Genomic DNA, 23,903 nt, shown 5'->3' with positions numbered 1-23,903 from the left:
GGAGCCTGCTTGCAGGCGAACGCCCCTGCCCGCGTCCGACAATGGCGTGGCTTCGCCAGCAAGCAAGCTCCTACCGGGAGATCCGGCCTGGCCCCTCTCGGGCAGGGCCACTCCCACACAGACGGCCGGATTCGATGAACCCTGACACCGCGCACGATGGCCGGTTCCGGTGGCCCCGGACGGAGATCGCCGCGGCGCTGCACGCCTCGCGATGACGGGGATGTGAGCGCGCCGGGACCGCGCCTCCCCGCTCCCGTCACGGCGAGGAGGCGCAGCCGAAGTGGCAGTCTTGCGGGGCCACCCCGGCCCGGGGACCGCGGCGGGAGATCGCTTAAAGCCGCTCTCGATGGCGGGTGACGCGACCCTGTCGTTGCGCGGCCCCGCAGGCAAGCTCCGGAAGCAGGCTCGGCGCACGGGGAACCCATTGCCCTCGTCGCGAGTGCTTTATACTCGCGGGCCATTGGGGAACCGGGCGGGAGATTCGGGTGGACAAGGCAGAATCAAGGAAGACGCGGCGGGCGGTCGTCGCCATTTTGCGGGCCGGGCTGCTGCTGGCGCTGGCAGCCATCACCGCCGGGTGTTCCATGCTGTCGCCCTCCCCGCCCGATGACCAGAGCAACATCTGCGAGATCTTCCGCGAGCAGCCGCGCTGGTACGATCATGCGCGAGATTCCGAGCGGGAATGGGGCACGCCGATCGCGACCCAGATGTCGTTCATCCAGCAGGAGTCCTCCTTCCGCAGCCACGTGCGCCCGGACCGCGAGCGTCTGCTCGGCTTCATCCCGTGGAGCCGCCCCTCCTCCGCCCGGGGCTATGCCCAGGCCCAGGACCCGGTCTGGGGCGAGTACCAGGACGATGCCGGAAGCCGCTTCGCGCGACGTTCGCACATGAAGCACGCGACCGACTTCATCGGCTGGTACAACGCCCGCACCCAGCGCATGACCGGGGTGTCGCTGTACAACTCGGAACACCTCTACCTCGCCTACCACGAGGGCCAGGGCGGCTATAACCGCGGCAGCTACCAGAGCAAGCCGCAGGTCCGGGCGGCGGCCCGTCAGGTGGCGCAGCGCGCCGACCGCTACGAGTCCCAGCTACAGAGCTGCGAGTCCGAGTTCCGCTGCCGGCGCTTCTACCAGGTCTGGCCGTTCTGCCGGCAGTAGCCGAACCGACGAACGCCATGCCTGCCCCGGGAGATCCCGGATAACCGCTGCGCGGTTTCCGGGATGACGGTGCTTTTGGACGCGGGCACGCGCCCCAAGCCCAGCATCCCGTCATCGCGAGCGCCGCGAAGCGAGCACCCCACGCGTCCCCGGCGCCGGGGTAACCCCGACAGGCTGCCACGTCGGCTACGCCTCCTCGCAGTGACGGGGATGTGTGTTCCCGGCCGCTCCACCATCCCGTCATTGCGCGCATCGCGAAGCAATCGCCCAACGCCGCCTCCGGCGTCGGGGCATCCTCAACAGACTGCCGGCGTCGGCTGCACCTCCTCGCGGTGACACAGCCCCAACCGCCCCACCAGGGCCACGCCTCCCGTCATCGCGAGCGAAGCGAAGCGATCTCCCAACGCTGCCTCGCCGCCGGAGAGTACCTCCAACAGACTGCCACGTCGGCTGCGCCTCCTCGCAGTGACGGACAATGAACTGGCCGGGCGCGTCACAAATCCCGTCATCGCGAGGCGCGCAGCGCCGTGGCGATCTCCCGACGCAGCCACCGGCGCCGGGGCACTCCCTGAAGCCAGCGACGCTACCTGTGCGACTCGCGGTGCCGGAGCCCCTCGCTCCGAGCGCAACGCGTGACGGGCGCACTTGAGGGAACCTCGCCGCCTGTGTTCCAGTCTTCCGGGACACCCCCTTTGGCCGAGACAAGGACGCACCATGAGCGACAATCCCACCGCAGGCTTTCGCTTCAACCACACCATGCTGCGCGTGAAGGACCCACAGAAGGCGCTGGACTTCTACCAGCGCGTGTTCGGCATGGAGCTGGTGAAGACCCTGGACTTCCCGGAGTTCGAGTTCACGCTCTACTTCCTCGCGCAGCTTGGCGAGGACGAACCGCAGCCGCCGAAGGACGCCGGCGAGGCCACCCGCTGGATGTTCAGCCAGCGCGGCATCCTTGAGCTGACCTACAACTACGGCACCGAGAACGACGCGGACTTCCACTACCACGACGGCAACGAGGAGCCGCAGGGCTTCGGCCACATCTGCTTCTCGGTCCCGGACCTGGACGCCGCCGTGCGCTGGTTCGACCAGAACAACGTCGAGTTCGTGAAGCGCCCCGACGAAGGCGGCCTGAAGGACATCGCCTTCGTGAAGGACCTCGACGGCTACTGGATCGAGATCCTCGAACCCGCCCGCCTGACCGGGCTGGGCCGCTGAAGACGAGCGGTTCGCCGTATCCAGGCGTAACCGACAGACACAAAAAAGGGGCCTTGCGGCCCCTGCTCCCACCTGGGGAGAACGGCCCCGCCCGTAGTCGGGCGAGGCTGCTGGTTGGTCCGGATCAGACCTTGGTGTAGCGCAGGTAGGAGCGGATCTCCTCGAAGCCCTGCGGGAACTTCTTCTGCGCGTCCTCGTTGCTGACCGTCGGCGGGATGATCACGCGAGCACCCGGGGTCCAGTCAGCCGGGGTTGCGATGCCATGCTTGTCACCGGTCTGCAGCGCATCGATCACGCGCAGGATCTCGTCGAAGTTGCGGCCCACCGACATCGGGTAGGTCATCATCAGACGGATCTTCTTGTTCGGGTCGATGATGTAGACCGAACGCACGGCGGCGGTCTCGCTCTCGCCCGGGTGGATCATCTCGTAGAGCTCCGAGATCTTCTTGTCGGCATCCGCGACGATCGGGAACTCCAGCGTGGTGTCCTGGGTGTCGTTGACGTCTTCAATCCACTTGTTGTGTTCCTCGACCGTATCCGTCGACAGACCCAGCGGCTTGGTGTTGCGGTCCGCGAACTGCTTGGCCAGCTGCGCGGTACGACCCATCTCGGTGGTGCACACCGGGGTGAAGTCGGCCGGGTGGCTGAAGAAGAAGCACCAGGAGTCGCCGATCCACTCGTGGAAATCGATCTTGCCCTTGGTGGTGTCAATCTGGAAATTCGGTGCGGTATCGCCCAAATGCAGTGCCATGATGTACTCCTTTCTTTCGGTTTAGAGATTGATTCGGTATCTCATGGGGCGTTGCCTCCATGTACCGATTACTTTATATGCAATTCCGTATTTAGTGAATTACTAATTCTTTAACGGGCCAATAGTCTTTTTCTAACAGGGAGCCGGACAGGCGTTGTGCCCATCCGGCCCACCGCGCGCCCACTCACATGCGGCGGAACAGCTCCACCAGGTCCTCGCGCATGTCCTGGCGACCCATCTTCTCGGTCGTGAAGCTCTCCCCGTCGAAGTTCACGCCCAGCATCACCGCCTGACCCGCATCCAGGTCGGGCTGGAGCGCCACCATGTTGACCCCCTGAAGATAGTCGGCCACGGTCGTGTCTGCCTCCGCGACGGCCTGGACCTGCTTCTGCATCCACGAGGAGATATGCAGCACCAGCGTGCCGTCCCATTCGGAGGCCGCGAGTTCCTGCAGATACGCGTGGGCCAGGGCAACGTTCTCCTCGCGGTCCAGCTCGCCGCCCAACGCCAGGTAGGCCACCTCCTTGTCCGCGGTCACGTCCACCGCGGCCACGGCATCGTCAGCGGAGCGCAGGGTGGCGATGCGGAATCCCGCCTGCGGGTCGGCAGACAGCATGGATGCACCCAGACCGCCGGCCAGGGCGCCGCAGATCGGCGACGGGTTGTTGATCACGGCCATCGACCCGGCCCCCATCTGGTTGACGATGGCCTGGCCGATGCCGGCACTGGCCATCGAGCGGATGGTCTGCTGCTCGCCGAACGACAGCGGCTCGGCCGAGGCCAGCATCGGGGTCGCCAGGAGGGCGGCGGAGAGAGACAGCGTGATTGCGGTCTTTTTCATGACAGGCTCCAGTTCGGTTTTTCTCTCGGTACTTGGTGTTTTGCGAATTCTTGTGGCGGTACTTCAGCGTCCCCGTCGCTCATGACGGGCTCGTGACACGTCGCCCGGCCGCTCCCCCGGACCCCGTTCGACCACGGACGGGCGGGGCACAACCCGCCTCGTCCTGGTGGGCCATCTCAGTGGCCTTCGCCGCCCTCGCCTTCGAGCTGGCGCAGGCGCCGATACAGGCTGCGTTCGCTAATCCCCAGGGTTTTCGCCAGCGCCCGGCGATCGCCCGGATACACTGCGGCGGCATGCCGCAGGTATTCGCGTTCGATCTCTTCCAGGGGGCGCAGGGACTGCGGATGGAGCAAGCCATCCAGGCCACCGGCCTCCCCTCCGCCGGCCCGCCCTCCTTCCCGGACCCGATCCGGCAGGTGCTCCGGACGGATCGCCTCGCCGTCCGCCAGCAATGCCGCACGCTCGAGGATGTTGCGCAGCTCGCGCACGTTGCCGGGGAAGGGGTATTGCCCGAGGATCTTCAGGGCCTCGTCTTCGAGACGCGGCGGCACGGCCAGGTCCAGACGCTCGCTGAGGGCCTCCACCAGCAAGGGGATGTCCTCGGCTCGCTCGCGCAGCGGGGGCACTTCGATCGGGAAGGTATTGATGCGGTAGTAGAGGTCCTCGCGGAAATCGCCGGCCCGCACCATGGACTCGAGGTCACGGTGGGTCGCACAAACCAGGCGGAAATCCGCCCGCCGCGACTCGACCCCCCCGACCCGACGATAGGCATGGGTCTCCAGCAGGCGCAGCAGCTTGACCTGCTGGCTCAGCGGGATATCCCCCACCTCGTCGAGAAACAGGGTGCCGCCGGCTGCGGCCTCCACCAGGCCGGCCTTGGCCGAGGTCGCACCGGTGAAGGCCCCCCGCTCATGTCCGAACAGCTCGCTTTCGAACAGGGTTTCGGTCAGGCCCGAGCACTCCACGGGCACGAACGGCAACTGCTGGCGCGGACTCGCCTCGTGAATGGCCCGGGCAATCAGTTCCTTGCCGGTTCCCGACTCGCCGAGCAGCAGGGCCGAGGCATTGCTCGGCGCCACCCGGCTGATCAGCCCCAGCATGGCATTGAAGGCCTTCGAGCGTCCGACCAGCCCGCCGCTACCCGCCTGCGGCGTCGAGACGGGCATGTGGTGCAGCCGTTCGATCAGGTAGCGTATCTCGCCGCCCTCGCCCCGGATCGGCAACAACTCGACATCCACGTGCTCGCGCCCGGCCTCGGTGTGGTGCACATGCAGGACGCGTTCGCGGTGGCCACTGCCCAGGGCCGCCCGCAGGGGACAGGATTCGCCCGCCTCGTCACAGGGGCGGCGGAAGCCATGCGAGGCCTCGAAACAGGTGCGACCCGAGCCGTCGCGATCGGTCCCGTAGACACGCTGGTACGCCCCATTGGCGGCCAGAATGCGGTAGTCCGGCGACAGCAGGATCGCCGGCTCCCGGAACCCCTCCAGTACCTGCCGCAGGGTCTCGACATGCGTGTCCTGCGGTTCCGGCGCCTTCTTCGTGATGCTCGTCACTTTGCCTCGCACAAGGGGGTCCAGGAATGCGCTTCCGATGCTCGTAACGTCACCGTCGCGCTGCCCAATAGACACGTTCAGTCGAGTGATGTTCAACGGCATGGGTTCACCCCCGTACCTTGCGCCCCATTTGAAGACTCGCCGCGGCCGCTCCACCGTGCCGCCGCCGACCCGGGCAGATTTCCCGACCCCTCGGCGTGCATCCCGCCAGACCCGCGAACCCAAGCCCCGAACGGCGGCCACGGCCTGGCCGCCGCAGCCCCGGAGGCCAAACCCGTGAGGCCACGATCGGCTCCGGGTCGGGCGCGGGCTGGAATCGACCTAGTGATAGCCGGTCTCCGGGGTCACCTTCCCGCGGAAGACCCAGTAGGTCCACGCGGTGTAGCCCAGGATAATCGGGATCACGAACAGCGCCCCCACCAGGATGAACAGCTGCGCATCCGGCGACGAGGCGGCGTCCCAGAAGGTGTAGTCCGGCGGCACCACGTACGGCCACTTGCTCACCAGCAGGCCCAGGTAGGTCGTGATGAACAGGGCAATCGTGGCGACGAACGGGATCCCCTCGTCGCGCCGGCGCACCGCGCGAATCAGAATCCAGGAAGAGAACAGCGCCAGGGCCGGGAGCACCCAGAGGTACTGCCAGGTTCCCATCCAGCGCTCCATCACCTTCGGATCGATGAACGGGGTGATGAGACTCACCGCGCCGAACACCAGCAGCACGGCCGCCAGCATCCAGGGCGCGACGCGGTAGGCAAAGGCCTGCGTCTCGCCCTCGGTCTTGACGATCAGCCAGGTGGCCCCCAGCAGGGCATAGCCCGCCAGCAGCCCGATCCCGGTGAGCACGGTGAAGGGCGTCAGCCAGTCCAGCGGTCCGCCGGCAAAACTGAACCCGTCCATCTCGAAGCCCTGGATGTAGGCACCCACGACCGCGCCCTGGGCGAAGGCCGCCACCGCCGAGCCGATCGCGAACGCGGCATTCCACAGCCACTTGGAGCGATGCGCCTTGAAGCGGAATTCGAACGCGACACCGCGGAAGATCAGCCCCGCCAGCATCAGGAAGACCCCGATATAGAGCGCCGGCAGGAACACCGAGTAGACCAGCGGGAAGGCCGCCAGCAGCCCGGCACCCCCGAGGATCAGCCAGGTCTCGTTGCCGTCCCATACCGGGGCGACCGAGTTCATCATCACGTCGCGCGAGGTCTCCCCCGGGGCGAAGGGGAAGAGGATCCCCACCCCGAGGTCGAACCCGTCCATCAGCACGTAGGCGATCACGCCCACGGCGATGATGACGACCCAGATCAGCGTGATATCAATCGTGGTTTCCATGACTTAGCTCCTTTCACCGCTGGCCGCGGCGTCATCGATCCAGGTATCGGCGGCCGACAGGGGCCGCTTGGCGTGCGCCGCTGCATGCGTGGCATCGGCCGGTTCCGGGCCCTGGCGCACGATGCGGACCAGGTAGTAGACGCCCCCGGTGAACACCGCCGCGTAGACCGCGACGTAGCCGATCAGCGTGAACAGGGCCATGCCGCCGGTCAGCGCCGGGGTGATGCCCTCGGCGTGGTTCATCACGCCGTACACCAGCCAGGGCGCGCGCCCCGTCTCGGTCACGAACCAGCCCGCGACCACCGCAATGAACGGCGCCGGGATCATCCAGGACAGCCCCCTGAGGAACAGCGGGGAGGCATACATCCGGCGGCGGAAGCGCAGCCAGGCACCAGCCAGGGCGAACAGGATCATCACCATGCCGATCGCGACCATGATGCGGAACGACCAGAAGGTGATGCCCACCGGCGGGCGTTCCTCCGCGGGGACCTCCAGCAGACCCGGCACCTCGCCATCCATCTCGTGGGTCAGGATGAAGCTCGCCATCTTCGGGATGCCGATCTCGAAGTGATTGGTCTCGTTGGCCGAGTCCGGGATGGCGAACAGCAGCAGCGGTGCGCCGCGTTCGGTCTCCCACACGCCTTCCATCGCCGCCACCTTGGTCGGCTGATGCTCGAAGGTATTGAGGCCGTGGATATCCCCGACCACCAGCTGCGCCGGGGCCGCGAACAGCAGAACCCACATCGTGGTGCCCAGGGCCTTGCGGTTCATGACCACGTCGCGCTGACGCAGCAGGTACCAGGCGGAGACCCCGGCGACCACAAAGCCCGCCGTGAGCAACGAGGCCAGCCCCATGTGGAAGAAGCGCGGCCAGAAGCTGGGATTGAAGATCGCCGTGATCCAGGACGTGACGTGGAACACGCCGTCCTGCAGTTCGAAGCCCACCGGCGTCTGCATCCAGCTGTTGGCCACCAGGATCCAGAACGACGAGATGAACGTGCCCAGCGCCACCATCAGCGCCGCGAACAGATGCACCCCCTGCGGGACCCGGTCGCGCCCGAACAGCAGCACGCCGAGGAAGGCCGCCTCCAGGAAAAACGCGGTCAGCACCTCGTAGGACAGGACGGGTCCGAGGAAATTGGCCGTGGCGTAGGAGAACGCGCTCCAGTTGGTGCCGAACTGGAACGACATGACCAGCCCGGAGACCACCCCCATGCCGAACACCACCGCGAAGATCTTGATCCAGAACTTCGAGATCTGGGTATAGATCGTTTCGCCGGTCTTCCAGGCGCGGAATTCCAGAAACGCAATAAACGAAGCCAGCCCGATCGTGAAGACCGGGAAGATCGCGTGGAACGAAACGACAAACGCGAACTGGATTCGCGATAGCAGTATGGGGTCGAGCTCCATGGCCTTTCCTCCGTAGTCAGGGGCACGCCGACATGACGTATCGGTGAACCTCCTAACAAGTACCGTGCCAGACTGCCTGTCCGCACCACGACCGCTGGCTGCACGCTACAAACCGTGTTTTCCCGCCTGGCGGGCGCAAGCAGCCATCGGCCCGTTTCTGCCATATTTGTCAGCCAAGTCTCGAATGACTGCCATCTTTGGCAGCCTGCCCCCGCCCATACCGGCACACGAGGCCCAGTGGAGCGGCCTGCCGGTGTTGGCATGTAACTTGTAAGCAATCCGTCACACGAAGCGCCCGGTCGACGGCGCGACCATCGCAACTGACCCGCCCGGTCTCCGGCGCGGCAGACGGATACGCGGAGAGAGCCATGCATCATCCCGAAGACCCGAAGCATCCCGAGATTGAAAAGGCCCTGGCCCGTCAAGCCGACGAGACGCTGCGGGGCCTGTCCCGGCGCGATTTCCTGAAGATCGCCGGCGCCGCCGGTCTGGTGTCGGCGACCGGCGTACAGGCCGCCCCGGCCCGCGCGGCGGTCTCCAGCCAGGCCCGCATCGTGGTGCTGGGCGGAGGTGCCGCGGGCATGACCATGGCCGCCCGCCTGCGCGACCTGCTGGACGGGGCCCGGATCACGATTGTCGAGCCAAGCGAGATCCATCATTACCAGCCCGGCTGGACCCTGGTGGCCGCGGGCGTCTACTCGGTGGGCGAGGTCCAGCGCCGCAACGAACGCTACATCCCGCGCGGGGTGGAATGGGTCCGGTCCGCGGTGGCAGCCATTGATCCCGAGTCGCAGCGGGTGGAGACCACCGACGGCGACCGGCTGGACTACGACTTCCTGGTGGTCGCGACCGGGCTGCACCTGGATTACGAGGCGATCGAGGGGCTGCGGCGCGAGGATATCGGCCGTCCCGGGCTGACCAGCCTGTACGCCAGCGCCGAGGCCGCGCGGGACGCCTACGAGCAGATCCACGCGTTTGGCGAGCACGGCGGGGTGGCCCGCTTTACCATCCCCAGTACGCCGATCAAGTGTGCCGGCGCGCCGATCAAGGCGACCTTCATCGCCGACGACCTGCTGCGTACCGCCGGGCAGCGCGCCGGCGCCGACTTCCACTATCACACCGGGTCGGACACCCTGTTCAGCGTGCAGCGCTTCGACCACATGGTGCGCGACCTGTACGCCGAACGCGGCGTAAGCGTGAACGACGGCGGCGCCCTGCTGGCGGTGGATGTCGACGCCCGCCAGGCCCAGTTCCAGACCCGCGATGGCGGCCGCGAGACCGTGGACTACGACTACCTCCACGTAACCCCGCCGATGCGCGCGCACGACTTCGTCCGCGAGGCCGGGCTGGCAGTCGAGGACGGCCCCCTGGCGGCCGGCGGCTGGCTGGCGGTGGATGACCGCACGCTGCAGCACACGGACTACCCAAACATCTTCGGTGCCGGTGACGTCGTCGCGACCGCGATCGGCAAGACCGCCTCCACCGTGCGCTCGCATGGCGCAGTGATGCCCGACAACCTGGTGGACGTGATCCAGGATCGCGAGCCGTCGCGCCAGTTCGACGGCTATACCTCCTGCCCGCTGATCACCGAGGTGGGCAAGGCGGCGCTGGTCGAGTTCGACTACAGCCTGGAGGAGGTCCCGACCTTCGCCTTCCTGGACCAGGGCGCCCCAAGCTGGATGTGGTGGCGCCTGAAGGTCCACATGATCAAGCCGCTGTATTTCAACATGCTGCGCGGGCGCTACTTGCGCTAGTCGATGACGCAAGTGCCCGGAACAGACGCGGAGGCGACAGACGCCCGGACCTCGCCGGGCCCATGGCTGCGCGCGCGCCAGCAGCCGCACCGCCGCTGGCTTGTGCTAAGTGCGGCCAGCACGCTGGTGGCGACATTGGCCACCATTGCCCTGGCGGGGCTCGTGGCCTGGGCGGTCCACGGCACCCTGTTCGCCCCCGAGGCCCCGTACCTGCCCGGGATCCTGCTCGCGGGCCTCGTGTTGCTCGCCCTGCGCTATGCCGCCCAGGCCCTGCGGGACCTGGCCGGTCACCGGCTCGCCTTTGCGGTGAAGCAGGAGCTGCGCGCCAATCTCCTGCGCCAGGCCCGGCAGGCTGGACCAGCGCGGCTGGCCGGGCAGACTACCGCGGGCGCCTGGGCGGAGCAGTTCCAGACGCGGGTGGAGGACCTGACCGGCTACTACGCCCGTTACCTGCCGGCGCGCCAGGCCGTCATCCTGACGCCGCTGGCCATCCTGGTCGCGGCGCTCTGGCTGGACTGGCTCGCCGCCCTGCTGTTGCTGTTCGCCGCCCCGCTGATCCCGGCGTTCATGGCGATCGTTGGCATGGGCGCGGAACAGATCCACCGGCGTCAGCAGCAGGAGGAGAACCGCCTGGCGGGGCACTTTCTCGACCGCATCCGCACCCTGGACTGGCTGCGCCGAGCGCGCGCGATCGCCGCAACCGAGGCCGAGGTCGTCGAGCGCAGTCACCAGCAGCGGCGCCTGACCATGCGCACCCTGCGGGTCGCGTTCCTGTCCTCGGCGATCATGGAATTCTTCAGCGCGGTCGCGATCGGCATGGTCGCGATCTACATCGGCTTCGCCCTGTTCGGCGCCATCGACTACGGCCCGGCCGGCGACATCACCCTGTTCACCGGCCTGTTCATCCTGCTGCTGGCGCCGGAGTATTTCCTTCCGCTGCGCCAGTTTGCCCAGAGCTACCATGACCGCGCCGGCGCCCTGGCCGCCGCCGAGACCCTTGCCCCCGCCCTGGCGTCGCCCACGGGCCCCGTTGGGCCCGAGCACTCCCCAGAGGCCACCGCGGCCCCCGACGAGGGCGCAGTGGTCCCCTGGCTACAACTGAAGGGAGTCACCGTGCACTACCCGGGTCAGCGCACGCCCACACTGGCGGAGCTCGATCTGGCCGTTCACACCGGGGCGCATCTCGCGCTGACCGGGCCCAGTGGCAGTGGCAAATCCACCCTGCTCGCGGTGTGTGCCGGCTTTCTCACCCCCACCACGGGCACGGTACAGCGCCATCCCCTGGCCCGGCAGTTCGCCTGGATCGACCAGGACGCCCATCTGTTCCACGGCAGCCTGCGCGATAACCTGCAGCTCGCCCGCCGCGACACGATCGGCGACGCGGAGATGGCTACGGCACTGCAACAGGCCGGCCTGCCGCTCGACGCACCCGAGCTGCCCGACGGCCTGGATACCGCCATCGGCGAGGCCCGGCGCGGGCTCTCCGGCGGTCAGGCCCAGCGGGTCGCGGTGGCGCGCGCCCTGCTCTCGGGGCATCGGCTCTGGCTGCTCGACGAACCCACCAGCGCGCTCGACCCTGACACCGAACAGGCCCTGCTCGACACGCTGTTTCGGCTGGCCGAGGCCCGTGGCCTGACGCTGGTGATCGCGAGTCATCATGCCGCCATTCACGAGCGCTGCTTGCAACGCCTGGACCTGGCGCCGGCGACACCGGGGGCTCGCCATGCGTAACGGTACCCGCGCGGAACTGGCCTTTCTGCACCGCGTATTCCGCCAGCGCCGGGGCTGGTACTGGGGTGCCTGGGGACTGCTGGCGCTGACCTGGATCGCCGGCATCGCCCTGCTGGCATTGTCCGGCTGGTTCATTACCGCCACCGCCCTGGCCGGCGCGGGCCTGCTGGCCACACTTGACCTCTACGTGCCCTCCGGCGGCATCCGCACCGCCGCGATCAGTCGCACCCTGGCGCGCTACTTCGAACGCCTGGTCAGCCACGAGGCGGTGCTGCGCAGCCTGGCCGACCTGCGCGGCCGCAGCTTTCGCGGCCTCGCCGCGCTGCCCATGGAACGTATTCGCGCCTACCGCAGCGGCGACCTGCAGACCCGCTTGACCGGCGACATCGACACCCTCGATGCGATGCCCCTGCGGGTGGTCGGCCCCATGATCGCGGCGGCGCTCAGCCTGGTGGTCACGCTGGGTATCGCCGTCTGGCTGGCACCCTGGCCCGCCGCGGTCGTACTCGCCACCTCCGGCGTCGCGACGCTCGCGGTCTCCGCCGTGCTCGCCCTTGCCGGGCAGCGCCGCAGCCACGCGCTGGTGCAGGCCCGGGCCGGCGAACGCGTCGGACTGTTTGACTTCATTGGCGGCCTGGCCGAGTTGCTGGCCTACGACCGTGCCCGCGAGCACGAGGCCCGCCTGCGCCGGGAAAACGACCACTACGCGCGCCGGCAACGGACGCAGGAGGCATTCGGGGTCGGCTCCGAGCAGATCGTGCAGGCCGTGGTCGGCGCCTCCGCCCTGGTGATGCTGGTGCTGGCACTGGGCTGGTACCGTGACGGAATGCTCGACGCTTCGGTCGCGGTGTTGCTGCCGCTGATGACCCTGGGCCTGGGCGAGGTTCTGGGCAGCCTGCCCGGTGCATGGTGGCGTGCCGGCGAGAGCCTGGAAGCCGCCGGGCGGGTGCAGCATCTGGAGGTGGCCGCCACCCATACCCCCGCAACCGCCGAGTACGTGGACCCGACCCCGCGTGACGAGGCCCCTGCGCTACACGCACACGGCCTGACCATCGGCTTTCGCCGCGAGCGCCCGTTGCTCGGCCCCCTGGACCTCGAACCCGCGCGTGGCTATCCCCTGGTGATCAGCGGGGCCAGCGGGCACGGCAAGAGCACGCTGCTGGACACCCTCGCCGGCGAACTCCCGCCCCTGGCCGGTACCGTAGCGCTCGGCCACGACGATCTGGCAAGGATCCCCACCGATGCCCGGTACCGCCACATCAGCTACCTGCCCCAGGGCCTGCAACTGCCGGACACGACCCTCCGAAGCATCCTGTCCCCGGCGCACAGGTCGTTGAGCGATGCCGCACTGTGGGAGGCCCTGGAACAGGTCGATCTCGCCGAGGCCGTGCGCGGCACCGACGAAGGTCTGGACTACCGCATCGGCGAGGGCGGCGCGTCCCTCTCCGGCGGTCAGCGCCGCCGTCTCGCCCTGGCGGCGGTCGTCCTTCAGGACCGACCGGTCGTCCTGCTCGACGAGCCGTTTTCCGGTCTGGATACCCCCACGCAACAACGAGTGGTGGAACGGCTGCTGCCCTGGCTGCAGGACCGTCAGTGCATCCTCGTCACCCATGCCCCGGGACAACTGCCGGCCCGCTGGCCGCGCCTCGAGCTCGCGAAACCGCTCGGCCGGAGCTAAGGCCGGCGACGGGACCTCGCAGCGAAACGTGCCCGACACACCGGCACCCGACTTTCGGTGGCCGCACGGACAGGTTCGGATCACGAAGCAATGGGGGACGGGCTGGGGGACGAACGCCGTGGCCAGACGTGCGAAAGGGGCCACTCGGGCCCCTTCGCAGGATTTGGCGGAGAGTGAGGGATTCGAACCCTCGATGGGCTTTTGACCCATACTCCCTTAGCAGGGGAGCGCCTTCGACCACTCGGCCAACTCTCCGGAAACGCGGCACAGGATAAGGCCTTGGGCCTTCAAATGAAAGGCCCGGAAGGCTGATCGCAGCCTCCGGGCCTTTCGCTTTCCTTACGGGAGGTTCAGTCGTCGCGTGCGCCTGCCGCGGCACCACCCGCCCCAGTACCACCGCCACTGGAGTTCTCGCCGCCGCCCTCACCACTGGCGACGTTCGCTTCACGCTGAATGCGCTGAAAGATTTCCTCGCGATGGACCGCGACGTCCTGGGGTGCGTTGATGCCGATGCGGACTTGATTGCCCTTGACCCCCAGGACGGTGACGGACACATCATCGCCGATCATGAGGGTCTCGCCCACACGCCGAGTCAAAATGAGCATGCTCTTCTCCGCAGTGCCTGTGTCGGACGGAGTCGGTCGTCCGGTAACCGTTTTACGGTCTGTCATCCTTAACCGTCCTCCTGTTGACCGACTGGGGTCTGTTCGAGTTCAAACGCATCGTGCAATGCACGCACTGCAAGTTCGAGGTACTTCTCATCTACGACCACGGAGATCTTGATCTCCGAGGTGGAGATCATCCGGATGTTGATGGTTTCGCGCGACAGGGCCTCGAACATCTTGCTGGCGATGCCCGCGTGCGAACGCATACCGACCCCGACCACCGAGATCTTCACGATGTGCGTATCCCCGGAAACCTCGCGGGCGCCCAACGCCTTCGCGGCCGCCTGCAGGATCTCCAGGGCCTTGTCGTAGTCATTGCGATGGACGGTGAACGTGAAGTCGGTGGAATTATCCGCCCCGACGTTCTGCACGATCATGTCCACCTCGATATTGGCGTCCGCGATCGGGCCGAGGATGCGATGCGCGACCCCCGGCTGATCGGGGACGCCCTGAACCGTCAGCTGGGCCTCGTTCTGATTGAACGCGATACCCGCAACCAGCGCCTGTTCCACTTGCGCATCCTCCTCCGTGGTAATCAGGGTTCCCGGGCCTTCCTCGAACGAGGACAGCACTCGTAAAGGGACGTTGTACTTGCCGGCAAATTCCACCGCGCGGATCTGCAGCACCTTGGAGCCCAGGCTGGCCATCTCCAGCATCTCCTCGAAGGTGATGCTCTGCAACCGGCGGGCATGCGGCACCAACCGCGGGTCGGTGGTGTAGACGCCGTCGACATCGGTGTAGATCCGGCACTCGTCGGCCTTCAGCGCCGCGGCCAGCGCCACCGCAGTGGTATCCGATCCGCCGCGGCCCAGGGTGGTGATCGCGCCGTCCTCGTCCACGCCCTGGAAGCCCGCCACGACCACCACGCGCCCGGCGTCGAGATCGCCGCGCACCCGGGCATCGTCGATGCTACGGATGCGCGCCTTGTTGTGCGCGCTGTCGGTGCGGATGGTCACCTGCGCCCCGGTATAGGAACGCGCATCGCAGCCCCGCGCCTCCAGCGCCATCGACAGCAGCGCGATGGTGACCTGCTCCCCGGTGGACAGCAGCACATCCAGCTCGCGACCGTCCGCGCGCGGATTCAGTGCGTGCGCCAGGCCCAGCAGGCGGTCGGTCTCGCCGCTCATCGCGGAGACCACGATCACCAGCTGATGGCCTTCCTCGCGCAGCTTCAGCGCGCGTTCCGCCACCGCCTGGATGCGTTCGGGCGAGCCCACCGAGGTGCCGCCAAATTTGAGTACCAGCAACGCCATTTCAAGATTCCGTTCCGTGCCCGGTCCTTGCGACCGTCCGGACAGGGCGCACCCCATCCATTAGCGTTTACTTAAGAAGCGGGCATTAAACACCAACTGGCCGCCGCATTAAAGCCCACCGCCCCGGCGAACCCCGTGCAGGGCCCCGTCATTGCGAGGCCCCGCCGGGGCCGTGGCAGCCTCCGTCCAAAACCATCGGATCCCGCCGAACCCTCCGGCACCGGGGCTGCCCGCGGAGATCGCCGCGGCGCTACGCGCCTCGCGATGACGGGGATGGACGATCGATCAGGCGCGTTCGCGCACCCAGGCCTCCACCGAGGCCAGGGCCGCGTCCAGCTTGTCCGGGCTCTGGCCGCCGGCCATCGCCATGTCCGGACGGCCGCCGCCCTTGCCGTCGACCTGCGTAGCAACATGGCCCACCAGATCCCCAGCCTTGAACTGGCCGGTCTCGGCCTTGGTCACACCTGCCACCAGGCTGACCTTGCCCTCGCCTGTCGCGGTGCCCAGCACCACCACAGCCTTGCCGAGCTTCTGCTTGAGCTGGTCGACCATGTCGCGCAGGGCCTTGGGCTCCACGCCCTCGACCTTGGCGGCCAGCACCTGGATGCCGTCGACATCCTTGGCCTGCGAGCCGAGGTCGTCGCCGGCCTGGCTGGCCAGCTTGCCCTTCAGCTGCGTGACCTGCTTCTCCAGCTCGCGGGTGCGCTCCTGCAGCTGGGCAACCTTGTCGGCCGCCTCGCCGCGCCCGGCGCGCAGGCGATCGGCGATCGCGTCCAGGTGGCCGATCTGCTCGTCCACCCAGCGCAGGGCGACCTCGCCGGCAACCGCCTCGATACGTCGGATGCCCGCGGCCACCCCGCCCTCGGAGGTAATGCGGAACAACCCGATGTCGCCGGTGCGATCCACGTGCGTGCCACCGCACAGCTCCACCGAGGTGCCGATCTTCAGCACGCGTACGCGATCACCGTACTTCTCGCCGAACAGCGCGACCGCGCCGGACTCCATCGCGGAGTCGATGTCCATGACGTTGGTATCGGTGGCCTCGTTGGCCAGGATTTCGGCGTTCACCTGGGCCTCGATGGAGCGCAGCTGTTCGTCGGTCAGCGGTTCCATATGGGTGAAGTCGAAGCGCAAACGATCCGGGTCCACCAGCGATCCCTTCTGTTGCACGTGGTCGCCCAGCTGATCGCGCAGCGCCTTGTGCAGGAGATGAGTGGCCGAGTGGTGGCGGCGGATGTTCTCGCGGCGGGGGCCTTCCACCGCGGCCTGCAGGGTCTGGCCGCGCTCCAGTGTGCCAGCACGGACCTGGCCTACGTGGATGTGCGCCGCACCCTGCTTGCGGGTGTCGGAGACCTGGAAGCGCACGCCGGAACCGCTAAGCGTTCCGACATCGCCCACCTGGCCGCCGGACTCGCCATAGAACGGCGTGCGGTCCAGTACCACCAGCCCCTCGGCACCGACTTCCAGGCGATCGACGGCCTCGCCATTCTGGTACAGCGCCAGCACGCGGCCCTCGTCGTCCACGGTCTCGTAGCCGGAGAATTCGGTCGCGACATCGACCTGCGGCAGGCCGCCGTCGTCCATCGAGAAGTGGCTGGCCGCACGGGCCCGTGCACGCTGGCCGGCCATGGCGGACTCGAAGCCCTCCATGTCCAACTCCAGCTCGCGCTCGCGCGCAATGTCGCCGGTCAGGTCCACCGGAAAGCCGTAGGTGTCGTAGAGCAGGAAGATGGTCTCGCCGGGGATCACCTTGCCCTCGAGATCGCGCAGGTCCTCTTCCAGGATCTTCATGCCCTTGTCCAGGGTCTCCAGGAACTTGCGCTCTTCCTTTTCCAGGACCTTCTCGACCTGGGCCTGCGCCTCGGCTAGTTCCGGGAAGGCCTCGCCCATCGCGCGCACCAGGTCGCCCACGGTCTGGTAGAGGAAGGCGTCCTGCGCGCCGACCTTGAAGCCATGGCGCGCGGCGCGGCGGATGATGCGGCGCAGCACATAGCCACGCCCTTCGTTGGAAGGCAGCACGCCATCGGTAATCAGGAAGGCGATGGAGCGGATGTGATCCGCGATCACGCGCAGCGAGGCGGAATCCTTCTCGGTCGCACCGGTTACCCGTGCGGCGGCCGCGATCAGGTCCTGGAACAGATCGATCTCGTAGTTGGAATGCACGCCCTGCAGCACAGCCGCCAGGCGTTCCAGGCCCATGCCGGTATCCACGGACGGGCGCGGCAGCGGGTTCAGCGTGCCGTCCGCATCGCGGTCGTACTGCATGAACACCAGGTTCCAGATCTCGATGTAGCGATCGCCGTCCTCGTCCGGCGAACCGGGCGGGCCACCCGCGACCTCCGGCCCGTGGTCGTAGAAGACCTCGGTGCAGGGGCCGCAGGGGCCGGTTTCGCCCATCTGCCAGAAGTTGTCGGAACCGCCGTCAGGGTCGTCGCCGATGCGGATGATGCGTTCGGCCGGGACCTTGATCTCGTCGGCCCAGACCTTGTAGGCATCGTCGTCGGTCTCGTAGACCGTGACCCACAGCTTTTCCGGCGGCAGGCCGATGGTGTCGGTCAGAAACTGCCAGCAGTAGTGGATCGCGTCGCGCTTGAAGTAGTCACCGAAACTGAAATTGCCCAGCATCTCGAAGAAGGTGTGGTGCCGCGCGGTGTAGCCGACGTTCTCGAGATCGTTGTGCTTGCCGCCGGCGCGCACGCAGCGCTGGCTGGACACGGCCCGGGTGTACGGGCGCTTCTCGCGGCCGAGAAACACATCCTTGAACTGCACCATGCCCGCGTTGGTGAACAGCAACGTGGGGTCGTTGCCGGGCACTAGCGGGCTGGACGGCACGATCGTGTGTCCGTGCCCTTCAAAGAATTCGAGGAAACTCCGGCGAATGTCGGCGCTTTTCATGCGGTTCCGATAGCAATGGGGTCAAACCCGGAATGCTATCACGCAAGCGCCCCACCCGCGTATTGCCGGGCCCGTCTTCCGGCCATCTTCCTCGTCATTGCGAGGCCCCCAAAAGGGGCCGGAGCGATCGTTTGGGACATGCCCCGCCGCCGGATCCGGTGGCCATGGACACGGATTGCTTCGTCGCGATGCTCCCCGCAATGACAGGACACTAAAACGTCATTGCGAGCGTAGCGAAGCAATCGGTCAGGGTTCGTCCTTCCAGGCGGCGAGGGCCTGGTGGGCGACACCGCCGGGGAATCCACGACCCGCGAGGTGGCGAAGATAGCGGGCCTCGTCCTCGCGGGTCTCGGGGGGATGACGGAAGTGGCGTTCGAGCTGGCCACGGGCCTGGTCGATCCAGTCGATCTCCAGGGCATCGATGGCGGCGTTCACGGTGTCGTTGCCGATGCCATTGTGGGCCAGTTCGGCACGGATGCGCTGTTCGCCGTAACCCTGCTCGGTACGGTGGCGGGCCATGAAGTCCGCGTAACGGGTATCGCTCAGATAGTCGAGCTCGCGCGCACGTTCCAGCGCGGCGTCCACGGCATCCCGTTCGAAGCCGCGCTCACCGAGCTTGCGCGCCAGCTCCAGACCGGAGTGTTCACGCCGAACCAGCAACCGCAGGCCCACCTCAAGCGCAGCCTCGGGGTCGGCCGGGTCAGCCTTGCTCCTCGACCGGGGCATCGACCGGCACGTCCTCTACCGTGGCCTTGTTGCGCTTGGGCAGCAGGCGTTCGCGCAGCGTCTTTTCGACTTCCTCGGCGATGTGCGGGTTGTCCTTCAGGTACTGGCGGGCGTTTTCCTTGCCCTGGCCGATGCGCTCGCCGTTGTAGCTGTACCAGGCACCGGCCTTGTCGATCAGGCCTTCCTTCACGCCCATCTCGATGATCTCGCCAACGCGGGAAATGCCCTCGCCGTAGAGGATCTCGAAATAGGCCTCGCGGAACGGGGGCGCCATCTTGTTCTTCACGACCTTCACGCGGGTCTCGTTGCCGATGACCTCGTCGCCCTTCTTGATCGCGCCAATGCGGCGGATGTCCATGCGCACGGAGGAGTAGAACTTGAGCGCGTTGCCGCCGGTGGTGGTCTCGGGGCTGCCGAACATCACGCCGATCTTCATGCGGATCTGGTTGATGAAGATGACCAGCGTGTTGGAACGCTTGATGTTGGCAGTCAGCTTGCGCAGGGCCTGCGACATCAGCCGCGCCTGCAGGCCGACGTGGGAGTCGCCCATCTCGCCCTCGATCTCGGCCTTGGGCGTCAACGCGGCCACCGAGTCGACGACCACGACGTCGATCGCGCCGGAACGCACCAGCATGTCGGAGATCTCCAGGGCCTGCTCGCCGGTATCCGGCTGCGAGACCAGCAGGTCGTCCACGTTCACGCCCAGCTTCTCGGCGTAGGTCGGGTCCAGTGCGTGTTCGGCGTCGACAAACGCGGCCGTACCGCCGGCCTTTTGCGCCTCGGCGATCACCTGCAGGGTCAGGGTCGTCTTGCCCGAGGACTCCGGCCCGTAGATCTCGACCACGCGCCCGCGCGGCACACCGCCGATGCCGAGCGCGATATCCAGTGCCAGGGAGCCCGTGGAGATCGCGGGGACGTCCACCGCCTCCTGATCGCCCATGCGCATGACCGCGCCCTTGCCGAATTGGCGTTCGATCTGCCCGAGTGCGGCGGTCAGGGCCTTCTTGCGATTGTCGTCCACGGTATGCCTCCCGATACTTGCTGCGATGGTTTCCGACCCGTTGCCCAAGACGGGGCGGATACGGGGCCGCAGTATCCCACAGGGCGGGGAGTGACCCAACCCGTGATCGTGCAGGGACAAAGGACTTGCACAAGACACCCGCGGCACCGGAGCCAAGCCGCCTGGCCTGCGGGCGGGACGCTTGGGTTGGCCCGGGTCACGGCCCCGGGCCAACGAACCGGGCACCCGTCACCGATCCATGGGGTTTCCGGGTTCGTCGGGACCCGCCGCGGGGGGCACGGCACGACGCCTCCGGGTTTCGTCGTCGTGCAGGTGAACGTCCATCTGCGGCAAAGCGATCTCGATCCCCTGTTCGCGGAAACGCTTGATGATCGCGGTGTGGAGCCCGCTCAGCGTGACCAGCCGATCCGCCATCTGGCAGACGAACACCCGCAGTTCGAAATTCAGCGCGTTATCGCCAAACCGGAGGAAATACACCACCGATTCGGGATCCTCCAGGACGTGCGGGTCATCGTGGGCCACCTCCAGCAGGGTCTCCCGGACAAGATCGACATCGGACGCATAGCTGACCCCCACCGGGATCACCAGCCGCGTGGTGGTGTCGCTCAGAGTCCAGTTGATCAGATGGTCGGAGATGAACGTCTTGTTGGGAACGACGATCTCCCGGTTGTCCCAGTCAACGATCGTGGTAGCACGGCCCCGGATCTTCGATACCGTCCCGCTGTATTCGCCAACGGTGATGGTATCGCCCACCCGGACCGGGCGCTCCAGCAACACGATCAGCCCGGCAACGAAGTTGGCCACGACCTCCTGCAGACCAAAACCCAGACCGACGGTCAGCGCCGCCACCAGCCACTGGATCTCGCTCCAGCGCAGGCCCAGAAGCGAAAACACCACGATAACCGCCACCACGGCCAGCAGATAGCGCAGGAGCATGGTGAACGTGTAGCGCCCGGGCGCATCCATCTGCGTGCTGCGCGACAGCAGGATCTCCACCAGCCCCGGCAAGTTGCGCGCCGACAACAGAAACAGCAGCCCCAGAAACCCGGCCAGCAACAGATCCTGGAGGGACACGCTGGTGAGGATCTCACTCTCGCCGATCTCGATCGTGCGCGACCACAGTGTGATCCCGTCCAGCCAGGCCAGGGCCGGCAGGATGTCCGACCACACCCACAACAGCCCCACTACCGTACCGCCCAGCGCCGCCACCCGCAGCAGCGTGCGGCTTTGCAGATTGACGTCCTCCATGCTCAGCTGCGGCTCGGGGACGTCCAGCCCAGTTTCGCCGCCGCTGCCGCCCTCGGTGACTGCCTCCTGCTCGCGCCGCTCGCGGTTCCGGAGCAGCGCCAGCCGCATCTCTCCCAGGACCAGCCACCGGGCCGCCAGGCTGTAACCAAGACCGACAACAATCAGCACCAGCACCGTCCCGATCAGATGCCGCAGGAGCTCGGCCACGGTGTACAGATAACCGGCCAGGGCAAGGGTCGCCAGGCCCACCACCATCACGATCACGAGCCCCCGCAGCAATAACCGGCGGCGCTCGTCCAGCGTGCCGCCTTTCGAACCGTCCGGGACCGGTGCCAGAAGCAGCCAGGCCACCATCGCAAAATTCAGGATGACCGCCAGGAGCGCCAGACGGCCATAAAGGTCGAATACCTCGTCGCTCGGGTGCCCGAAGGCCAGGGCCACGAACAGGAACAGCAGGGTCTGCACCGGAAGAAACCAGTGCAGGTGACGATACAGACGCGTCAGCAATGGCTGGGGCCAGCCGAAATGCACGGTCCCGACCCCATGGCGGCTGATGAAGAGCAGCAGGAGGTGGCCCGCCATCCACCACACCGAAACCGTGATCAGTGCCAGGGACAGGACCTCCACTGCAAAACCCGGCTCCGGGACCGCGTGCAACTGGAATGCGAGAGTCAGCAGCAGAAACGGCACGGGTAAAACGCGCAGCAGACTCCACCCCAGGGCCCGGATCGTGACCGCAATACTGTCCGTATAGCGGTGACGAGTCGTTTCGGCGAGACGCTCCAGATGCCGGTGGACATTGCGCCCGGCGAGATACAGCAACCCCGCCACCAGCAGAATGAACCCGATGAACCATGGCCGGTGCAGCGTCTGGCGCAGGAATGTCTCCCGCAACTCCGCCCAGGCGGCGGGGTCCAGCAGCGCCAGGGTCGCGGCCGGCGCCCGCTCGAGCCACGCGACCCCGACCGGGGAATGGCTCGGCCACCAAAGCAACGCTTCTTGCAGGATCCGGTCGAGCTCCGCCACCAGATCGACGACCGCACGCAGCCGCAGGTCGGCCTGGCGCAGTTGTTCGGTCCGCGCCTCCTCGGCATGCAGCTCCGCATTCAGTGTCTGCCGGCGAAGCTCGCGCAAGGCCGCGCGGGCCGCGGGTTCCCATTCCGCCACCGGGTCCGCCGGCAGCACAGCCAGACGCTCGCGCAGGCTGATGGTCCGTAACTGCGACTGCGCCAGCTCCCGCTCCAGATCACGTAGCTGGAAACGGACCTGGTCAAGATCGCGCAGGCGTCGCTGCTCCTCCAGGAAGACCCCACCCAGCGCCTCGGTCAGGCCACTGATCTCCAGACGCTCGTGGACATGGGACAGGGATTGCGCCAGTTCGCGCTCGACCCGGACCAGCCGGTCACGCTCATACTGCAGGGTGCGGGTCTGTTCCTGGGCCTCTGCGATGCGGTCGAACGCCGCATGCAATTCCTCGATTTCCTCCGCATGGTGCAGCTGCGCTTCCGGCTGACGCTCCAGCAGGGTACGCAGCTCCGCTCGCAGCTCCTGCAGTTCCTCGCTGGACAGTTCGGTCAACCGGACCTCCAGCCGACTCTGCAGGACACTCTGCCAGCGCGCCTCCAGCTCCAGGCCGCGGATCAGCAGGCCCCGCGCCTGCATCCGCGGCGGCAGCGAAACGGCATCCAGCTGCGCCGCAAGCAGGCGAGCATCCGCCTGTCGCGCCCGGGCCTCCTGCACGGCTGCGTGAGCCTCCGTCCATTCGACCTCCTCGGGCAGCGGCTGTGGCCCGTCCTCCAGCTCCTGACGCTCCCGGCGCAGGCGTTCCAGGGTCTCCGCCTGAACCTCCGCCTGCTCTTCCATTTGCGCGTGCTGGATGCGCTGGTCATCGAGTTCCGCTTCCAGTCGCTCGCGGTCGCGCCCCACCCGTTCCAGCTCATCCTCGATGCGGCGGATCGAGACCTCTTCGCCCAGCCCGGCCGGGAATGCCCCGACCCCGTCCAGACCCTGTTCCAACTCGCCCAGACGCTCCGGCACCTCCCGGGCGGTGGTCGCACGGTCCAGCGCTCCCCGCACTCGCTCCACGGCCGCCTGCTCGTACTCGCGGGCCTCCTCCCACAGTGCCCGTTCCGCTTCCGCCCGGTCCTCGTCAGCGCTGCGCGCCTCGAGCTCGTCCAGCGGACTGGCCTCCAGCCACTCCTCCGCTGGCTGGGTATCCACGGCTTCCAGAAGCTCGGGGAGACGGTCGCGGAAAACGGCCAGATCGGTCTCCAGGGCCGCCACTTCCGCCGGGCTGACCACCACCGGCGAGGATGACTCCGGATCCGCGTCCGCATCCGCCCCGGCCAGTGGACCGGCCACCAACCACAACAACAGGGCGATCCCAAGAAACGCGAGCCGCCACGTCCGGCGGCACTTGTTGCATCCGTCGATCCTTCTCATGATCTACCTGTCCGCGAACCCGCCCGCCGTCGACTTGCGATCCCGCCCCGCCCGGCATACTCCGCGCGTTCCGGGGCATACGACCTCCGTATGCACAACATATACCGTATACCGCGTCGCTCCGGTTCGCCTGCCCGGTTCTGTGACTGCGTTAATCCCGCAGCGGTATCCCCGACCGCGATCCCGGCGGCCATGCAACCCCGACGCCGCGGAACGGACGCCGGCACACACCCG

Annotated in this window: 16 protein-coding genes and 1 tRNA gene; 5 read left to right on the top strand and 12 right to left on the bottom strand. The window is 67.3% G+C overall.

Features of this window, described 5'->3' with window-relative positions; all coding sequences use genetic code 11:
- Window positions 1–533 precede the first annotated feature (533 nt).
- A complete protein-coding gene (locus B0684_RS08615; RefSeq protein WP_018177061.1) occupies window positions 534–1,160 on the top strand; it encodes a transglycosylase SLT domain-containing protein in 627 nt (208 codons plus the stop codon).
- 714 nt (window positions 1,161–1,874) lie between these two features.
- A complete protein-coding gene (gloA, locus tag B0684_RS08610; RefSeq protein WP_018168649.1) occupies window positions 1,875–2,375 on the top strand; it encodes a lactoylglutathione lyase in 501 nt (166 codons plus the stop codon).
- A gap of 124 nt (window positions 2,376–2,499) precedes the next feature.
- Here the strand turns inward: gloA and B0684_RS08605 are convergent, their stop codons facing one another.
- The 5 genes from B0684_RS08605 to B0684_RS08585 form a co-directional block, all read right to left on the bottom strand.
- Entirely contained in the window at window positions 2,500–3,126 is a 627-nt protein-coding gene (locus B0684_RS08605) for a peroxiredoxin (RefSeq protein ID WP_018649867.1), read from the bottom strand.
- 184 nt (window positions 3,127–3,310) lie between these two features.
- Window positions 3,311–3,967, bottom strand: coding sequence for a hypothetical protein (locus tag B0684_RS08600; RefSeq protein WP_018649866.1), 657 nt, complete (start codon window positions 3,965–3,967; stop codon window positions 3,311–3,313).
- Between the two features lie 176 nt (window positions 3,968–4,143).
- Window positions 4,144–5,622, bottom strand: a complete 1,479-nt coding sequence (locus tag B0684_RS08595) for a sigma-54 interaction domain-containing protein (RefSeq protein ID WP_018649865.1) — start codon at window positions 5,620–5,622, stop codon at window positions 4,144–4,146.
- A 219-nt stretch (window positions 5,623–5,841) separates the two neighbouring features.
- The gene (cydB, locus tag B0684_RS08590; RefSeq protein ID WP_018168646.1) at window positions 5,842–6,846 is read right to left on the bottom strand and encodes a cytochrome d ubiquinol oxidase subunit II; all 1,005 of its coding nucleotides are present in this window, start codon (window positions 6,844–6,846) and stop codon (window positions 5,842–5,844) included.
- Between the two features lie 3 nt (window positions 6,847–6,849).
- Window positions 6,850–8,256: a cytochrome ubiquinol oxidase subunit I gene (locus tag B0684_RS08585; protein WP_018649864.1), complete on the bottom strand. Its 1,407-nt coding sequence runs from the start codon at window positions 8,254–8,256 to the stop codon at window positions 6,850–6,852.
- 368 nt (window positions 8,257–8,624) lie between these two features.
- Here B0684_RS08585 and B0684_RS08580 point away from each other — a divergent pair, with 368 nt between their 5' ends.
- From B0684_RS08580 to cydC, 3 genes are read left to right on the top strand one after another with little or no spacing between them, the layout of a single operon-like run.
- Window positions 8,625–10,010: an NAD(P)/FAD-dependent oxidoreductase gene (locus tag B0684_RS08580; protein WP_018649863.1), complete on the top strand. Its 1,386-nt coding sequence runs from the start codon at window positions 8,625–8,627 to the stop codon at window positions 10,008–10,010.
- A gap of 3 nt (window positions 10,011–10,013) precedes the next feature.
- Window positions 10,014–11,741, top strand: a complete 1,728-nt coding sequence (gene cydD / locus B0684_RS08575; RefSeq protein WP_077277011.1) for a thiol reductant ABC exporter subunit CydD — start codon at window positions 10,014–10,016, stop codon at window positions 11,739–11,741.
- Window positions 11,734–13,419 (top strand): thiol reductant ABC exporter subunit CydC, encoded by a 1,686-nt coding sequence (gene cydC, locus B0684_RS08570; RefSeq protein WP_018649861.1) that lies wholly within the window; start codon window positions 11,734–11,736, stop codon window positions 13,417–13,419. Before cydD ends, cydC begins: the two co-directional genes overlap by 8 nt.
- Before the next feature lie 164 nt (window positions 13,420–13,583).
- Here the strand turns inward: cydC and B0684_RS08565 are convergent.
- From B0684_RS08565 to B0684_RS08535, 7 genes are all read right to left on the bottom strand, one after another.
- Window positions 13,584–13,674: transfer RNA gene (locus B0684_RS08565), tRNA-Ser, on the bottom strand.
- Window positions 13,675–13,769: 95 nt separating this feature from the next.
- On the bottom strand, window positions 13,770–14,024 hold the full coding sequence (gene csrA, locus B0684_RS08560; protein ID WP_018144301.1) for a carbon storage regulator CsrA: 255 nt from the start codon (window positions 14,022–14,024) through the stop codon (window positions 13,770–13,772).
- Window positions 14,025–14,092: 68 nt separating this feature from the next.
- Complete coding sequence (locus tag B0684_RS08555) at window positions 14,093–15,337, bottom strand: aspartate kinase (RefSeq protein ID WP_018177053.1); 1,245 nt, start codon at window positions 15,335–15,337, stop codon at window positions 14,093–14,095.
- 285 nt (window positions 15,338–15,622) lie between these two features.
- On the bottom strand, window positions 15,623–18,232 hold the full coding sequence (gene alaS, locus B0684_RS08550; RefSeq protein ID WP_018649860.1) for an alanine--tRNA ligase: 2,610 nt from the start codon (window positions 18,230–18,232) through the stop codon (window positions 15,623–15,625).
- Window positions 18,233–18,478: 246 nt separating this feature from the next.
- Window positions 18,479–18,958 carry a regulatory protein RecX gene (locus tag B0684_RS08545; protein WP_026313031.1) on the bottom strand — a complete coding sequence of 160 codons (480 nt, stop codon included), beginning with the start codon at window positions 18,956–18,958 and terminating at the stop codon, window positions 18,479–18,481.
- Entirely contained in the window at window positions 18,933–19,979 is a 1,047-nt protein-coding gene (recA, locus tag B0684_RS08540; protein ID WP_018144305.1) for a recombinase RecA, read from the bottom strand. Before recA ends, B0684_RS08545 begins: the two co-directional genes overlap by 26 nt.
- Before the next feature lie 228 nt (window positions 19,980–20,207).
- Window positions 20,208–23,528 (bottom strand): mechanosensitive ion channel domain-containing protein, encoded by a 3,321-nt coding sequence (locus B0684_RS08535; protein WP_026313030.1) that lies wholly within the window; start codon window positions 23,526–23,528, stop codon window positions 20,208–20,210.
- Between the last annotated feature and the right edge of the window lie 375 nt (window positions 23,529–23,903).

It is taken from the genome of Thioalkalivibrio versutus (assembly GCF_001999325.1).
Classification (GTDB): Bacteria; Pseudomonadota; Gammaproteobacteria; order Ectothiorhodospirales; family Ectothiorhodospiraceae; genus Thioalkalivibrio; species Thioalkalivibrio versutus.
The sequence above is the reverse complement of the archived record's forward strand: the minus strand, read 5'-3'. Positions and strand labels throughout refer to the sequence as shown.

Excerpts from the sequence above, each read along its gene's own strand:
- gloA (WP_018168649.1), top strand. The coding sequence starts at position 1,875 with ATGAGCGACAATCCCACCGCAGGCTTTCGCTTCAACCACACCATGCTG.
- B0684_RS08605 (WP_018649867.1), bottom strand. The coding sequence starts at position 3,126 with ATGGCACTGCATTTGGGCGATACCGCACCGAATTTCCAGATTGACACC.
- B0684_RS08600 (WP_018649866.1), bottom strand. The coding sequence starts at position 3,967 with ATGAAAAAGACCGCAATCACGCTGTCTCTCTCCGCCGCCCTCCTGGCG.
- B0684_RS08595 (WP_018649865.1), bottom strand. The coding sequence starts at position 5,622 with ATGCCGTTGAACATCACTCGACTGAACGTGTCTATTGGGCAGCGCGAC.
- cydB (WP_018168646.1), bottom strand. The coding sequence starts at position 6,846 with ATGGAAACCACGATTGATATCACGCTGATCTGGGTCGTCATCATCGCC.
- B0684_RS08585 (WP_018649864.1), bottom strand. The coding sequence starts at position 8,256 with ATGGAGCTCGACCCCATACTGCTATCGCGAATCCAGTTCGCGTTTGTC.
- B0684_RS08580 (WP_018649863.1), top strand. The coding sequence starts at position 8,625 with ATGCATCATCCCGAAGACCCGAAGCATCCCGAGATTGAAAAGGCCCTG.
- cydD (WP_077277011.1), top strand. The coding sequence starts at position 10,014 with ATGACGCAAGTGCCCGGAACAGACGCGGAGGCGACAGACGCCCGGACC.
- cydC (WP_018649861.1), top strand. The coding sequence starts at position 11,734 with ATGCGTAACGGTACCCGCGCGGAACTGGCCTTTCTGCACCGCGTATTC.
- csrA (WP_018144301.1), bottom strand. The coding sequence starts at position 14,024 with ATGCTCATTTTGACTCGGCGTGTGGGCGAGACCCTCATGATCGGCGAT.
- B0684_RS08555 (WP_018177053.1), bottom strand. The coding sequence starts at position 15,337 with ATGGCGTTGCTGGTACTCAAATTTGGCGGCACCTCGGTGGGCTCGCCC.
- alaS (WP_018649860.1), bottom strand. The coding sequence starts at position 18,232 with ATGAAAAGCGCCGACATTCGCCGGAGTTTCCTCGAATTCTTTGAAGGG.
- B0684_RS08545 (WP_026313031.1), bottom strand. The coding sequence starts at position 18,958 with ATGCCCCGGTCGAGGAGCAAGGCTGACCCGGCCGACCCCGAGGCTGCG.